The following is a 13,988-nucleotide window of genomic DNA, read 5'->3' on the forward strand; positions in this document are numbered from 1 at the left end:
GCCGACAGCCGTCGCACATTGACCAGGAAGTTACGGAGCGTCTCTACTTAATGAACTCCATCCGCCCCGGGAGGTTCGCCCATGCGTTCACGGTGCCTTGCTGTCGTCCTCGGTCTGCTTCTGCTGCTCGTCGGTGGGACGCAGTCCGCGCAGGCGGCGAACGTCCTGACCAATCCGGGCTTCGAGACCGGGTCGCTGAGCGGGTGGACCTGTTCTGGCGGGTCTGTCGTCAGCAGCCCGGTGCGGACTGGCGGCTATGCGCTCAACGGGGCAGTGACGAGCTCGGACCATGCACAGTGCAGCCAGACCGTGTCAGTGCAGCCCAATACGGCGTGAACGCTGTCGGGTTGGGTGCGTGGGTCGTACGTCTACCTGGGCGTCACTGGCGGTGCGTCGACCTGGACGCCGTCTGCGTCGAGCTACACGCAGCTGAGCGTCTCGTTCACGACGGGTGCGAGTCAGACGTCGGTGCAGGTGTACGTGCATGGCTGGTACGGGCAACCGGCGTACCAGGCGGACGACATCAGCCTCGACGGTCCCGGTGGCAACCCGTCCGGTCCTGGCGTTCCCGGAACGCCTTCAGTCACCGGTACGACGAACAGCAGCATCTCGCTCGGTTGGGGCGCCTCCACTGGCACAGTCACTGGCTACCGCGTGTACGAAGGCGCCAACGTCGTACAGACCGTCACTGGTACGACGGCCACCCTCGGCGGACTCGGGACGTGCACGAGTCACACCTACTCGGTCGCGGCGTACAACGGGACAGGTGAGTCGGCCAAGTCCCCAGCGGTGACAGGTACGACGGGAGGCTGCACGAGCACGGGGTTGCCCAAGCATGCGCTGATCGGATACCTCCACGCGAGCTTCGCCAACGGGTCCGGGTACGTGCGGATGGCCGACGTACCGGCGGAGTGGAACATCATCAACCTGGCCTTCGGTGAGCCGACGTCGGTGACGTCGGGGGACATCCGGTTCAACCGCTGCCCGGTCGCGGAGTGCCCGAACGTGGAGAGCGAGGCGGAGTTCGTCAGCGCGATCCGGGCCAAGCAGGCGGCTGGGAAGAAGGTGCTGATCTCCATCGGCGGCGCCAACGGGCAGGTGCAGCTCACCTCCACTGCTGCCCGGGACGCGTTCGTCAGCTCGGTCAGCGCGATCATCGACCGCTACGGTCTCGACGGACTGGACATCGACTTCGAAGGACACTCGCTGTACCTGAACGCCGGTGACACCGACTTCCGCAACCCGACCACACCGGTGATCGTCAACCTGATCTCGGCGCTGAAGTCACTGAAGGCGAAGTACGGCGCGAACTTCGTGCTGACGATGGCGCCAGAGACGTTCTTTGTGCAGGTCGGGTACCAGTTCTACGGCGGTGCGGGCGGCGGCGACAACCGGACCGGGTCGTACCTGCCGGTCATCCACGCGCTGCGCGACGCACTGACCGTGCTGCACGTCCAGGATTACAACTCCGGTCCGGTGATGGGGCTGGACAACCAGTACCACAACATGGGCGGCGCGGACTTCCACATCGCGATGACCGACATGATCAAGGCCGGCTTCCCGGTCGCCAACACCGGTCAGACCTTCCCAGGGCTCCGGCAGGACCAGATCGCTTTCGGACTCCCGGCAGCGGTCAGCGCAGGCAACGGCTACACCGCCCCGGCAGCCGTGCACCAAGCGCTCGACTGCCTGGTCAAGGGCCAGAACTGCGGCGGTTACAGCCTCCGTGGCGGCGCCTCGCCGGCCTTCCGCGGGCTGATGACGTGGTCGATCAACTGGGATCGGTACTACGGCTGGGAGTTCAAGAACAGTCACGCGCCGTACCTCGCCGCGCTGCCCTGAGGTTTCCCGCAGGTCCCGACTGCGGGAAACCGCAGCGAAAGTGTGCGGCAAATACCCTTCCCGATTCCTGGCCCGGCGCTGGTATGAAGGAGGCATGACAGCGTCAACGACCCGCCCGGTGATCCTCACCGTGGACGACGACCCCGGCGTTTCCCGGTCGATCGCCCGTGACCTCCGCCGTCGGTACGGCGAGGAGCACCGCATCGTCCGGGCGGAGAATCCGGTCCAGGCGCTGGACGCCCTGCGCGAGCTCAAGCTGCGGGGCGAGCCGGTGGCGCTGCTGCTGGCCGACTACCGGATGCCCCAGCTGTCCGGGATCGAGTTCCTCGAGGCCGCGATGGATCTGTTCCCGCTCGCGCGCCGCGTGCTGCTCACCGCGTACGCCGACACCGACGCGGCGATCCAGGCGATCAACGTGGTCGACCTCGACCACTACCTGCTGAAGCCGTGGAACCCGCCGGAGGAGAAGCTCTACCCGGTGGTCGACGCGATGCTCGACCTGTGGAAGTCGACCCCGGAGCCGTCCACCGACGAGACCCGGGTGATCGGCCACCGCTGGTCGGCGCCGTCGTTCGCGGCCCGCGACTTCCTGGCCCGCAACGCCGTGCCGTATCGGTGGTACGGCGTGGACGAGGACGAGAGCAAGCGCCTGCTGGAGGCAGCCGGGGTGGACGGCTCGACGCTCCCGGTGATCATCACTCCGGACGGCTCGGTCATGGTGGCGCCGAGCGAGTCCGAGCTGGCGAGCAAGGTGGGGCTGTCGACCGCGCCCGCCTCGGAGTTCTACGACCTGGTCGTCGTCGGTGGTGGTCCGGCGGGTCTGGGTGCGGCCGTGTACGGCGCCAGCGAAGGACTGCGGACCGTGCTGGTCGAGCAGTTGGCGACCGGCGGCCAGGCCGGCCAGTCGAGCCGGATCGAGAACTACCTGGGCTTTCCCGACGGGGTGTCGGGCGCTCAGTTGACCGACCGGGCCCGGCGGCAGGCGGTGCGGTTCGGCGCTGAGTTGCTGACCGCGCGTCAGGTGGTCGGTCTGGAGACGCTCGGGTCCGCGCGCAAGCTGCGGTTCTCGGACGGCAGCGAGATCTCGTCGCACTCGGTGATCCTGGCGACCGGCGTCTCGTACCGGACGCTCGACGCCCCCGGTGTGGACGACCTGTGCGGCCGGGGCATCTACTACGGCTCGGCCACGACCGAGGGGCCCAGCTGCGCCGGACAGGAGGTCTACATCATCGGCGGGGCGAACTCCGCCGGCCAGGCTGCGGTGTACTTCTCGAGACATGCCAAACGCGTGCATATGCTGGTAAGAGGACCATCGCTGACGGCGACCATGTCGTCGTACCTGATCAATCAGATCGACGAGATCGACAATATCGAGGTCCACACCTGTACGCAGGTGGTCGACTGCAAGGGCTCCGACCACCTCGAACGGGCAACCCTGCGGAACAGTGTGACCGGTGAGTCGCGCGAGGTGGACACGGAGTGGATGTTCGTGTTCATCGGCGCGGCCCCGCGGACGGACTGGCTGCCGGGTGACCTGCTCCGCGACCAGCGCGGGTTCGTCCTCACCGGGCCGGACCTGCACGGGAAGCCACCGGGCTGGGCGTTGGAGCGGGAGCCGTACCACCTGGAGACGAGCATGCCGGGCGTGTTCGCCGCCGGGGACGTACGGGCCGAGTCGGTGAAGCGGGTCGCCTCCGCGGTTGGCGACGGAGCGATGGCCGTGACACTGGTGCACCGATACCTGGAGATGCTCTGATGACTGTCGAGACCGAGCAGCCGCGCCGGCTGACCCCGGACGAGTTGCGCACGCTCTTCCTGTTCGAGTCGCTGACCGACGAGCAGTTGCAGTGGCTGTCCGATGCCGGGTACGTCGAGTCGGTGCACGACGGGATCGTGTTCGCCGAGGGAGATCCGGCGACCTGCTGCTACGTGCTGCTGTCCGGTGAGCTCCGGCTCTGCAAGCTGTCGCACGGTGAAGAGATCGAGATCAACCGGACCCGCCAGCGCGGGGTCTACGCCGGTGCGTTCAACGCCTTCTTCGGCGCCACCGACCACAAGACCTACACGGCGACGATGCGGGTGACCGAGCCGTCGGAGTTCTACGTGATCGGCGCCGAGACCATGGCGACGATGATGAACACCTGGTTCCCGATGGCGGTGCACCTGATCGAGGGCTTCATCATGGGGATGCGCCGGACCAACGAGACGCTGGGGGAGCGCGAGCGGCTGCTCGCCCTCGGGTCGTTGTCGGCCGGTCTGACACACGAGCTCAACAACCCCGCCGCCGCGGCGGTCCGGGCCGCGGCGACGCTGCGGCAGCGGGTCGCGGGGATGCGGTCCAAGCTGGCGATGCTTGCCGACGGCACCTTGGACGCGACCAAACTGCACCAGATCGTCGAGTTGCAGGAGGCGGCGGTCGAGCGGCTGGACAAGACCAAGGACAAGGACATCTCGCCGATGGAGCTGTCCGATGCCGAGGACTCGCTGACCGACTGGCTGGACGACCACGACGTTCAGGCCAGCTGGGACGTCGCGCCGGTGCTGGCCGCGGCCGGGCTCGACGTGCCGTGGATGGAGGAGGTGCTGGCCGCGGTCGGGCCGAAGTACCTCGAGGGCGCCGTGCGCTGGTTGATGTACACGATCGACACCGAGTCGCTGATGAACGAGATCGACGACTCCGTCACCCGGATCTCGACGCTGGTCGGCGCCGCGAAGCAGTACTCGCAGATCGACAGGGCGCCGTACCAGATCGTCGATCTGCGCGAGTTGCTGAAGTCGACGCTGGTGATGATGTCGGGGAAGCTGCAGGGGTACGAGGTGGTGAAGGACTTCGATCCGGAGTTGCCACCGATCCCGGCGTACGCCGCCGAGCTCAACCAGGTGTGGACCAACATCATCGACAACGCGGTCAGCGCGATGGGCGGATCGGGCACGCTGACCATCCGGACCAAGAAGGACGGCGCCTACGCGGTCGTCGAGATCGGCGACACCGGTCCGGGGATCCCGCGGGAGATCCGGAACCGGATCTTCGAGCCGTTCTTCACCACCAAACCGATCGGCGAGGGCACCGGCCTGGGCCTCGACATCTCCTGGCGCATCGTGGTCAAGAAACACCACGGCGACCTGCGCGTCGAATCCCAACCCGGCGACACCCGCTTCAAGATCGTCCTCCCCCTCGAACCAGACAAAGAACTCGAAACCGACCCCGACCTCCTCACCTGACGGAGTCGGTACGCCGGAACGCCGACGTGGAGCCGCAGTTCTACTGGGAGGCGGCCGAGTCCGACCAGCGCGCGGACCTGGAGGAAGCCGAGAACGAGATCCACGATGCGTGCAACCGCATTGTGGATCTCGTGCCGGACGACCCGACCAGTCCGAGGGAACGCTCCCGCGATCTGCTCAGCCCGATCCTGTTCCCGGTCGAGGATTCAGAGGATTGCTGAGCGCGCCAGCTGATCGGGCGGGCTTGCAGGCGCTCGTCAGGTTTGGCTTTCCTTGGTCGGGGGTTGTGGAGTGTCGTTGCGGTCGGAGTCCGGTCGCGCGCCTTCGTCGTGGCGGATCTCCTGGCCGCGTACGTCGACGTCGCCACGCTCGAGAGCCTCGTTGACCTCGGTGTCGGTGACCTCGGCCGGGTCTTCATGCGCCGCGGGAGTCAAACCCTCGTAAGGGCCACTGGGACTGGTGATAACCGCCCCTCCGTTCCTGAGTGCTGTTTCTGCTCCCCGGTGCCCAGCAACCCCCGGATCCACTCAACCTGCACACCCGCGAGCGGCCCCGTCACATCTCCTCGCCGACATCCGTCAACAGCACGTACCCAAGATCAAGAGGAGAACATCATGCAGGCGACACAGCAGACCCAGGCAGAGCACACAACGGATGCGACCGCAGGAGTTGTGCGGATCCACACGTACTCGGTCGAGCCGGAGAAGCTGGCCGAGTTTCTCGAGCGGCGGGCGACCGTGATCGGGGTGATCCGGTCCGCCCACCCCGGACTGACCTCCACGCAGCTCGTGCGGCTCGAGGACGGGACGTACACCGACACCTGGCGGTGGGAGTCGTTCCAGGCGATGGCTGCTGCCTTCCCGTTGGCGCAATCGCCGGAGGCAGTCGCCGCGTGGTCGCTGGTGTCCGCACCCCCGACGGCCACCAACGCCGAAATCATCGACGAACGCTGACCCCGCGGGTTAGGTCAGTTCGAGTTGGAGTTCCACGATCCAGTGGGTTTCGTCGTCGCCGTCTGCTTCGAGGAAGTGCTGGCGCCAGCGAGGTGACTCCAGGAGCTTGTGATGGCCGTTCGCCTCGGCCCACCGAGCAAGCTCCTGGTAGGCGGTGGCGATCCCCGACATCGGGCCCTGGTGAATGGTTGAAGCCACCTCGACCACCGGCAGCGACCGGGCCTGCAGGCCCGGGACCGAGTCGCCGGGCAAGGCATAGCCGGCGATAACCTCGACCGACGCACGGCCGTCCGCCGAGATGAACCAAGCGACGGGGGTGGTGCGGTCGGCGTGGACGGCTTCCATTCGCTCGATGACCTGGTCGAAGAGGTCGCGCAGCACGTGGCCGGTGCTCTGCGGGCTAGCGTCGATCGCGGTTGCCGAGAGGGATGCGATGGTGACTGCGTCGGCTTGTTTGGTTTCGATGGTCGTGTTCATGCGGGTCTCCTGCTCGATCAGTCGGAGTCGCGCTGTCACCCGGTCGAGGATGTGCCGGTCGTGCCGCACCCGGCGTTCGAACTCGGCCTGCCGCAACCGCAGCATCCCCTTCATTTCCGCGGGATCCACGCCTTCACCGAGCAGCCGGCCGATTTCGTCCAGGCTGAACCCGAGCCCTTTGAGGGCGACCAAACGGTTCAGGGTCGCCAGTTGCGTGACGTCGTACGAGCGTCGGCCGCTGGACGGATCGACGTGCGCAGGCTTGAGTACGCCGATGGCGTCGTAGTGCCGCAGCATGCGGGTCGACACCCCGCCGAGACGAGCGAATTCTCCGATGTTCACCATGACGACCCGACTCTCTGCCTTGACACAGTGTCAAGTGCAAGCGTCAGCGGAGCGCGGTGCCTTGGGTGTGCGACAGCAGCGAGAGGTCGTCGCGGGTGGGGAGGGACTCCCAGTCGCCGGTCGCGGTGACGCAGAAGGCGCCGGACGTGGTGGCGCGGTCGAGGCGGTGTTCCGGGGAGAGGTCGTCGAGAGTGCCGGACAGGTAGCCGGACACGAACGCGTCGCCGGCGCCGATGCTGTCGACGACGGTCACCGGGAGGGCGGGCCGGTGGATCGTGCCGTCGGCGGTGTGCGTCCAGGCGCCCTTGCCGCCGGCGGTCACGACGACCTCGGTGCTGCCGCCGTCCAGCAAGGCGCGGACTGGTTCGGCGGCGTCGGTGAGGATGTCGAGTTCGTCGTCGGACGCGAAAACCGTGTGTACGAAGGGAAGCAGGTCACGCAGCGCAGTCGCCGCGTCGGCGCGTGACCAGAGGCGAGCGCGGTAGTTGACGTCCAGCGACACGCGTACGGCGGACTCCGCAGCCGCACGTACGACGGCCAGCGTCGCAGCACGCGTGGAGTCGGAGAGGGCCGGCGTGATGCCAGTGACATGAAGCAGCCGAGGCGCGGACGCTTCCAACGCGGCGATGCTCTCCGCACTAGTCAGCGTGGAACCGGCCGAGCCGCGGCGGTGGTAGCTGACCCGGGTGATGTCGTGCGACGGCTGGTCGAAGGCGATGAACCCGGTGAACGACTCGTCCGAGAACCGGAGCCACTCCGTGTCCACACCCTCGGCCCGCAGCGTGCGCTGGATCAGCCGACCGGGCTCGTCGTTGCCGACAGCACCCAGCCAGGCGGCCTGGTGCCCCAGACGAGAGAGGCCGATGGCGACGTTGCTCTCCGAGCCGGCGATCGACAGGTGCGCATCACCGCCGAGCCGCATCGGACGCGCAGTCCGCAACGAAACCATCGTCTCGCCGATGGTCAGGAGATCAGTCATCGGTCTACTCCGTGGGGGCCACTGCGGCGAGGAAGGTTTTGGCTCGGGCGGCTAGGTCGGACAACGAGCCGCCGGTGGCGGCGTTGCCCAGGAGCGGGGAGGCTACGCCGACGGCCAGGGCGCCGGCGGCGAGGTATTCGGGGGCGGTGGTCGCGTCGACGCCGCCTACTGCGATCAGGGGCGCGTCGGGGAGTGGGGCGCGGAGTTCGCGGAAGTAGCCGGGACCGTAGACCTTGGCGGGGAAAATCTTGACCGCGGTGGCGCCGAGGTCGAGCGCGGCGACGACCTCGGTGGGGGTGAGCGCGCCACAGAGCAGCGGAAGGCCGAGCTCCACGCTGCGGTGGGCGCCGCGGGTGATCGCCGGTGTGACCGCGAACCCCGCGCCCGCCGCGGCGACCTCGTCGGCTTGGGCTGGGGTGACGACGGTGCCTGCGCCGATCAGGATCGACGGGTCGTACGTCGAGCGCGCCTTGGCGATCGCCTCGACCCCGCCCGGCGTGGTGAGCGACACCTCGAGGGCGGTGATCCCCGCCTCGATGAGGGTGTGGATGCACTCCAGGGCGCGGTCGGGGTCGTCGGTCCGGATGATGGCGAGCACCTTGCGGCGCCGGAGTTCGGCAAGCAGATCCATGGGTTCCTCCTCGGGGTCCACGCTATTGGATCGATCCAGACATAGGACGTCCCATGTCATCGGTTTTGGACGCGTGGAAGTGGATAAATTACGAGGTGAACAACCGCCCCGTTGTTCACTTTCAGTTTTGGAGGCATCCGCCCATGCCCACCCGACTTCCACTCCTCGTAGCGCTCACGCTGCTGGTGCCCGCCCCGCCGGCTGCCGCGCAACCGCCCACAGAAGCCTTTGGCCCGACAGCAATCACCCAGACCGTGCTCTTCAACAAGGGAGACGCGGGATACGGCTGCTACCGCATCCCCGCGATCGTGAAGACCAAAGCCGGCACCCTGCTCGCCTTCGCCGAGGCGCGGCGAACCTGGTGCGCGGACTCGCAGGAGATCGACCTGGTGATGCGCCGCTCCGACGACGACGGCCGGACCTGGTCGGCGACGCAGACCGTGCTGTCCGGCAGCGACTCCGACCCGAACGCGGTGGCGACCCGCGGCAACCCGGCGCCCATCGTCGACTACGAGACCGGCCGGATCGTGCTGCTGAGCACGATGGACCCCGGTACGACGAGCCGGCCGCGGACGCCGTACGTGCAGACCAGTGACGACGACGGCCGGACGTGGAGCAAGGCAAAGGACATCGGTGATCAGATCGACGATCCGGCTTGGGGCTGGTACGCCACCGGGCCGGTGCACGGCATCCAGCTGACGCGTGGCGCGCATGCCGGGCGGTTGGTCGCCGGGACCAACTACGACAACGGCAGCGGTCGCGCGGCCGGGCAGTTGGTGTACAGCGACGACAGTGGTGAGACCTGGCACAAGGGTGCGACCGATCTGCGGTCCGATGGCGCCGTACCGCAGGAGATCAGTGTCGTCGAGAAGGTGGACGGTGGCGTCTACGCGATTGCCCGCAACAACACCGGTGCTGCCGGAGCCAGTCGGATGTCTGCGGTCAGCAACGACGGCGGGCAGACGTACGTCGCGCCGTACGCGACCATCTCCGGCCTGACCACGCCGGTGGTGCAGACGTCGCTGCAGCGGCTGCGGGCTGTGGATCGCGGGGACAAGTACAACCGGATCCTCTTCGCCGGGCCGGCTGATCCGGAGCGGCGGCGGTACATGACGATCCGGTCCAGCTTCGACGAAGGCAAGACCTGGCAGTCCGTGGCCGACGGCACCAGGATCACCAGCGACTGGTCCGGGTACTCCGACATGGCGATCCTCGACACCGGTGAGATCGGGCTGCTGTACGAAGGCGGCACCGTGGACGCACGCGACCAGATCCGGTTCGCCCGGTTCACCGAGACCGACATCGGCCACCCCGACGCACCGCTCGGCACGACGACGCCCGACGTCTCCGGGCTCGGCAACCACAGTTACCTGCGTGGCGGGACGACCGCGGTCACCGGCAAGTTCGGGCAGGCACGCGACCTCGATGGCGTCGACGACGCGATCCAGCTGCCGTTCGCGGAGTCGCTCGCGGTCGGCGCCGGCGACTTCACCGCGATGGCATGGATCAAGTACGGCGCGAGTACGGCGAACCAGGCGATCTTCTGGGGGTACGGCATCAACGAGTTCTCGCAGTTCTGGCTGCGGGCCGAACCCGCGGACAGCCGCATCCGCGGGCTGATCACCACCAACGGCAACACCGCATCCGTCTCCACAACCAGCGCGTACAACAACAACGCCTGGCATCACGTCGCCCTGCAGCGCAAGGCAGGCACGTTGTCGATCTGGGTCGACGGAGTCCAGGCAGCCAGCGTCACGGCGCCGGCCGGATCGGTCAGTCCGGCGCGACCGTTCAAGATGTACGTCGGCCAGCGGCTCGACGGAGCGCATCACTTCGACGGCTCCATGGACGAGGTCCGCATCTACAAGCGGGCGCTGACCGCGACCGAGATCAACAGCATCCGCACGACGAACAGCACCACGGTGGCGAACGTCGTACTCGATCTGCCGCTCGGATAGCACCATCACACTGGCCTGGCGGAGACCGTCAACCGCCAGGCCAGCTCGCCACTCGGCGGTACGACGGCCGCGTCCCCCGGACCGGCCTCCGCAAGATCGAACACCCGCCCGAGCATCGGCTCCACCCCCAGGCTCCGGTACGGCGTCTCGTCGGGGAAGCCGGCCTGGTTACGCCACAACGCCGTCGACACTGGTTGCCCGGGGCAACTCAATTCCAGCTGCAGGAGGGCACCGCGGTCGAGAACGGACACGGTGGGACAGTCGACGAGGATCGCGCCGACCGCGGTCCCGTCGGATGGACCGTAGGTGTTCAGGTCGAGCGGCGTCGGCCAGGTCGTGTCGAGCCAAGAGGCGTCCGCAGGCCACGGGGTCGAGAGATAGGGGGCGGCTTCGGGGTAGAGCCTGCAAGGAGTCCCACCGGATGCCAGCACCGATGCGCCGACCGCGCAGTCCAGCAGGGCATGCGCCGCCCACGTGAAGCGGTAGCCCGGAGGCGCCTGCAGGTGGTAGTCGGCGGTGACGGAATCGGCGCCGGATGTGAAGGTCCGAGTGAGAGCCGCGTCGCCAAACGTCACCGAGGTGGACCAGGGCTGGTTCCAGAGACCGCCGTGATCCGGCATGCCACGGATGGTGGGGAAGCATTCGTCGAGACCGCCCGCGTCGGTGAACGCGGTGTGGTTCGTGCGGGGTCCGCTCAGGAGCCCGGGTCCCTGCCAGAGCCACTCCCGACCGGCCAACTGTAGTGACTTCCAGCGGCCGCCGTCCTCCGCGTCGATGACTACCATTCGGCGAACGAGCCGTCCGGGTGGGTCCAGACCGGATTGCGCCAGCTGTGGCCGGTCTTGTCCGCTGCTCGGACCGCGGCCTCGTCAACCGTGATTCCCAAGCCAGGCAACGGATTCCAGTCGGCGTGACCGTCGACCCAGGTGTACGGCGCCGGGTCCGTCACGTACGACGTGAGGTCGCTCGCCTGGTTGTAGTGGATGCCTCGGCTCTGCTCCTGGATCAGGAAGTTCGGCGTCGCGAACGCGACCTGCAGACTCGCCGCCAGCGAGATCGGCCCGAGCGGACAGTGCGGCGCCAGCATCGCACCATGTGTGTCGGCCAGCACCGCGATCCGCCGCAACTCCGAGATCCCGCCGGCATGTGACACGTCCGGCTGGACCACCGCAACGCCGGCGTTCAGCGGCGCGACGAAGTCCGCGCGGTGGTAGAGCCGCTCGCCCAAAGCCAGCGGCACAGTCGATGCGCTGACCACCTCGGACAGATGCACCATGTGCTCAGGCAGCACCGGCTCCTCGACGAAGAACGGCTGCAGGTCCTCGACCGCGTGCAGGATCCGCCGCGCGCCGGCCACACCGACCCGGCCATGCAGGTCGATGGCCACGTCGCGCGTGTCCCCGAGAGCTTCACGAGCAGCGCTCAATCGAGCCACGATGTCCTTGATCTCGGCAACCGAAGGCGACGGCTGGATGAGTCCGCTGCCGTTCATCTTCACCGCGGTCATGCCCGCCTCGACCTGCTCGGCGACCTGGTCGGCCACAGCAGCCGGCTCGTCTCCGCCGACCCACGCGTAGACGCGGACCCGATCGCGGACCCGTCCACCGAGCAGTGACGCGACAGGAGCGCCGTACACCTTGCCGGCGATGTCCCACAGCGCGTGGTCGAGGCCGGCGACCGCGCTGCTCAGGACCGGCCCGCCGCGGTAGAACCCGCCCTTCGACAGCACCTGCCAGTGCCGCTCGATCTGCAACGGGTCCTGGCCGATCAGGTACTCCGACAGGGTCTCGATCGCGGTCCGGACGACCTCGGCGCGGCCTTCGACCACGGGTTCGCCCCAGCCGACGACGCCGTCGCTGGTCTCGATCCGGCAGAACAACCAGCGCGGCGGGACCAGGAAGGTCTCGATTCCCTCGATCTTCACGAGCGACGTCCCCGGCCCCGGGTCCGAGCCGACGAGGACCCACGGACCTCGGTCAGGTCCTCCGCCGCCTTGGCCAGCAACTCACGCATGGCCGCCTCCGCAGCGGCGGGGTCGCCGGAACGGACAGCGTCCACCACCCGCTTGTGGCTCGGCAGCGGATCGTCCGACGGCTTCACCTTGTGCACCAGCCGGTCGCGATCGGCGAGCCCGGTTTCCATGATCACTTCCATCTTGGTCAGCAGTTCGTTGCCAGTTGCCGCCAGCAGCGCCCGGTGGAACTTGAGGTCGGCATCGACGGCCGCGAGGTCATCCTTCGCTGACGCCATCTCCTCGAGCGCCGCGTCCAACGCCTCCAGGTGCGTCGACTCGGCACGCAGCGCGGCCAGTCGAGCGGCGGCCGGCTCGACGATGCCGCGCACCTCGTGCAGTTCCTCGAGGAGCTCCGGCCGTACGTCGTCGTCGAAGTGCCAGCGGATCATGTCCGCGTCGAGCAGGTTCCAGTCCGACCGCGGCCGGACGAACGTGCCACGCTTCTGCCGCGCATCGACCAGCCCCTTGGCGGTCAGCACCTTCAACGCCTCGCGGACCGCGGTCAGGCTGACGCCGAGGTCGGCCTGCAGTTCGGGCACGTTGATGGTCGCGCCCTCCGGGATCTGTCCGGACAGGATGCGCTGCGCCATCACCTCCACGATCTGCCCGTGCAGTCCCCGCGACACGCCGCGCTGAATCCCCGTCACACCGCTCTCCCTCATGCAGAGTCCTTCACCGCGGACCAACCACCGTCGACCACCAGGCTGGCAGCCGTCACGTACGACGCTTCCTCCGACAGCAGGAACGCGATCACCTGTGCCACCTCGTCCGGCTGCCCGAGTCGCCCGACCGCAGTGGCCTTCGCACTCTGCTCGCGGCCCTCGGCATCGACGCGGTCCCACATCGCGGTCTCGATCGGGCCGGGCAGCACAGTGTTCACCCGGATGGAGCCGCCGTACTCGACCGCGAGCTGGCGTCCGAGCGCAACCAGCGCACCCTTGGTCGCCGCGTACGCCGGGTGTCCCGGCAGGCCGACCAGAGCGTGCACCGACGACACCAGTACGACTGAAGTCAGGTCGCCGTACAAGGTGTGGAAGCCGAGGAACGCGGCGGTGAGGTTCACGTCCAGCTGCCGTTGCCAGGACTCGGCAGTGAGCTCGTGCGCCGGGCGAACCTCGACGAAGACCGCATTGCTGACGAGTCCGTCGATCGGCCCGAGCTCGTCGCGACCGCGCGACCGCACCTCGGCCCAGGTGTCCGGCGACGACACATCACCTTGTACGGCGATCGCCCGGCCCGGCACCTCCTTGCACGGCTGCACGTCGACCTGCACGACCGACGCGCCCTCGGCCAGCAGCCGCTCGACGCAGGCAGCGCCGATCCCGGACGCGGCTCCGGTCACCGCGATCACCCGCCCCGTCAACCGCACCCGCGCCTCCTCAACGAACCCGGCCGGCCGCCGAGCCCTCCAACGATGAACCAGTTGACCGTGACGCCGCTGTCCCGTCAAGCGATTTGCTCGTAATTTACGAATTAATATTGACACCCGGGAGCCCTCGCCGCAAGATCGTCCGCAACACACCCCTCACTCGACCGGCTCATCGCGCAGATGACCGTCGGGGCGATT

Annotated in this window: 15 protein-coding genes; 7 read left to right on the top strand and 8 right to left on the bottom strand. The window is 68.0% G+C overall.

The features are described from left to right. Nucleotides 1-81 precede the first annotated feature (81 nt). The 5 genes from ACIBL3_RS20300 to ACIBL3_RS20320 all read left to right on the top strand — a co-directional run bounded on the left by ACIBL3_RS20300 (nt 82) and on the right by ACIBL3_RS20320 (nt 5,285). On the top strand, nt 82-336 hold the full coding sequence (locus ACIBL3_RS20300) for a hypothetical protein (protein ID WP_396354966.1): 255 nt from the start codon (nt 82-84) through the stop codon (nt 334-336). Between the two features lie 15 nt (nt 337-351). Beyond that, on the top strand, nt 352-1,842 hold the full coding sequence (locus tag ACIBL3_RS20305) for a chitinase (protein WP_396354967.1): 1,491 nt from the start codon (nt 352-354) through the stop codon (nt 1,840-1,842). A gap of 94 nt (nt 1,843-1,936) precedes the next feature. Further along, the gene (locus tag ACIBL3_RS20310) at nt 1,937-3,598 is read left to right on the top strand and encodes an FAD-dependent oxidoreductase (RefSeq protein WP_396354968.1); all 1,662 of its coding nucleotides are present in this window, start codon (nt 1,937-1,939) and stop codon (nt 3,596-3,598) included. Beyond that, nucleotides 3,598-5,064, top strand: a complete 1,467-nt coding sequence (locus tag ACIBL3_RS20315) for an ATP-binding protein (RefSeq protein WP_396354969.1) — start codon at nt 3,598-3,600, stop codon at nt 5,062-5,064. Before ACIBL3_RS20310 ends, ACIBL3_RS20315 begins: the two co-directional genes overlap by 1 nt. Before the next feature lie 26 nt (nt 5,065-5,090). Next, nucleotides 5,091-5,285, top strand: coding sequence for a hypothetical protein (locus ACIBL3_RS20320; RefSeq protein ID WP_396354970.1), 195 nt, complete (start codon nt 5,091-5,093; stop codon nt 5,283-5,285). Between the two features lie 36 nt (nt 5,286-5,321). On the opposite strand, the gene ACIBL3_RS20325 is transcribed toward ACIBL3_RS20320, so the two are convergent. Further along, a complete protein-coding gene (locus ACIBL3_RS20325; RefSeq protein WP_396354971.1) occupies nt 5,322-5,498 on the bottom strand; it encodes a hypothetical protein in 177 nt (58 codons plus the stop codon). Nucleotides 5,499-5,678: 180 nt separating this feature from the next. Here ACIBL3_RS20325 and ACIBL3_RS20330 point away from each other — a divergent pair, with 180 nt between their 5' ends. Further along, entirely contained in the window at nt 5,679-6,017 is a 339-nt protein-coding gene (locus ACIBL3_RS20330; protein ID WP_396354972.1) for an antibiotic biosynthesis monooxygenase, read from the top strand. Nucleotides 6,018-6,026: 9 nt separating this feature from the next. Here ACIBL3_RS20330 and ACIBL3_RS20335 read toward each other — a convergent pair whose 3' ends face one another. Genes ACIBL3_RS20335 through ACIBL3_RS20345 form a run of 3 tightly spaced genes read right to left on the bottom strand, consistent with a single transcriptional unit; the run spans nt 6,027 to nt 8,449 of the window. After that, on the bottom strand, nt 6,027-6,839 hold the full coding sequence (locus tag ACIBL3_RS20335; protein WP_396354973.1) for a MerR family transcriptional regulator: 813 nt from the start codon (nt 6,837-6,839) through the stop codon (nt 6,027-6,029). Nucleotides 6,840-6,882: 43 nt separating this feature from the next. Further along, the gene (locus tag ACIBL3_RS20340; protein ID WP_396354974.1) at nt 6,883-7,818 is read right to left on the bottom strand and encodes a sugar kinase; all 936 of its coding nucleotides are present in this window, start codon (nt 7,816-7,818) and stop codon (nt 6,883-6,885) included. Between the two features lie 4 nt (nt 7,819-7,822). Further along, complete coding sequence (locus tag ACIBL3_RS20345; protein ID WP_396354975.1) at nt 7,823-8,449, bottom strand: bifunctional 4-hydroxy-2-oxoglutarate aldolase/2-dehydro-3-deoxy-phosphogluconate aldolase; 627 nt, start codon at nt 8,447-8,449, stop codon at nt 7,823-7,825. A 143-nt stretch (nt 8,450-8,592) separates the two neighbouring features. Here ACIBL3_RS20345 and ACIBL3_RS20350 point away from each other — a divergent pair, with 143 nt between their 5' ends. Further along, nucleotides 8,593-10,407, top strand: a complete 1,815-nt coding sequence (locus ACIBL3_RS20350) for an exo-alpha-sialidase (protein ID WP_396354976.1) — start codon at nt 8,593-8,595, stop codon at nt 10,405-10,407. 5 nt (nt 10,408-10,412) lie between these two features. On the opposite strand, the gene ACIBL3_RS20355 is transcribed toward ACIBL3_RS20350, so the two are convergent. The 4 genes from ACIBL3_RS20355 to ACIBL3_RS20370 are packed head-to-tail and all read right to left on the bottom strand — an operon-like array spanning nt 10,413 to nt 13,790. Beyond that, nucleotides 10,413-11,192 carry a hypothetical protein gene (locus ACIBL3_RS20355; protein WP_396354977.1) on the bottom strand — a complete coding sequence of 260 codons (780 nt, stop codon included), beginning with the start codon at nt 11,190-11,192 and terminating at the stop codon, nt 10,413-10,415. Next, a complete protein-coding gene (gene dgoD / locus ACIBL3_RS20360) occupies nt 11,186-12,331 on the bottom strand; it encodes a galactonate dehydratase (RefSeq protein ID WP_396354978.1) in 1,146 nt (381 codons plus the stop codon). Before dgoD ends, ACIBL3_RS20355 begins: the two co-directional genes overlap by 7 nt. Then, the gene (locus ACIBL3_RS20365) at nt 12,328-13,083 is read right to left on the bottom strand and encodes a FadR/GntR family transcriptional regulator (protein WP_396354979.1); all 756 of its coding nucleotides are present in this window, start codon (nt 13,081-13,083) and stop codon (nt 12,328-12,330) included. The genes dgoD and ACIBL3_RS20365 overlap by 4 nt, the downstream gene beginning before the upstream one ends. Continuing rightward, nucleotides 13,080-13,790: an SDR family NAD(P)-dependent oxidoreductase gene (locus ACIBL3_RS20370; protein ID WP_396354980.1), complete on the bottom strand. Its 711-nt coding sequence runs from the start codon at nt 13,788-13,790 to the stop codon at nt 13,080-13,082. Before ACIBL3_RS20370 ends, ACIBL3_RS20365 begins: the two co-directional genes overlap by 4 nt. Nucleotides 13,791-13,988 lie beyond the last annotated feature (198 nt).

It is taken from the genome of Kribbella sp. NPDC050124 (assembly GCF_044460355.1).
Taxonomy (GTDB): Bacteria; Actinomycetota; Actinomycetes; order Propionibacteriales; family Kribbellaceae; genus Kribbella.

Excerpts from the sequence above, each read along its gene's own strand:
- ACIBL3_RS20300 (WP_396354966.1), top strand. The coding sequence starts at position 82 with ATGCGTTCACGGTGCCTTGCTGTCGTCCTCGGTCTGCTTCTGCTGCTC.
- ACIBL3_RS20310 (WP_396354968.1), top strand. The coding sequence starts at position 1,937 with ATGACAGCGTCAACGACCCGCCCGGTGATCCTCACCGTGGACGACGAC.
- ACIBL3_RS20315 (WP_396354969.1), top strand. The coding sequence starts at position 3,598 with ATGACTGTCGAGACCGAGCAGCCGCGCCGGCTGACCCCGGACGAGTTG.
- ACIBL3_RS20330 (WP_396354972.1), top strand. The coding sequence starts at position 5,679 with ATGCAGGCGACACAGCAGACCCAGGCAGAGCACACAACGGATGCGACC.
- ACIBL3_RS20335 (WP_396354973.1), bottom strand. The coding sequence starts at position 6,839 with ATGGTGAACATCGGAGAATTCGCTCGTCTCGGCGGGGTGTCGACCCGC.
- ACIBL3_RS20340 (WP_396354974.1), bottom strand. The coding sequence starts at position 7,818 with ATGACTGATCTCCTGACCATCGGCGAGACGATGGTTTCGTTGCGGACT.
- ACIBL3_RS20345 (WP_396354975.1), bottom strand. The coding sequence starts at position 8,449 with ATGGATCTGCTTGCCGAACTCCGGCGCCGCAAGGTGCTCGCCATCATC.
- ACIBL3_RS20350 (WP_396354976.1), top strand. The coding sequence starts at position 8,593 with ATGCCCACCCGACTTCCACTCCTCGTAGCGCTCACGCTGCTGGTGCCC.
- ACIBL3_RS20355 (WP_396354977.1), bottom strand. The coding sequence starts at position 11,192 with ATGGTAGTCATCGACGCGGAGGACGGCGGCCGCTGGAAGTCACTACAG.
- ACIBL3_RS20365 (WP_396354979.1), bottom strand. The coding sequence starts at position 13,083 with ATGAGGGAGAGCGGTGTGACGGGGATTCAGCGCGGCGTGTCGCGGGGA.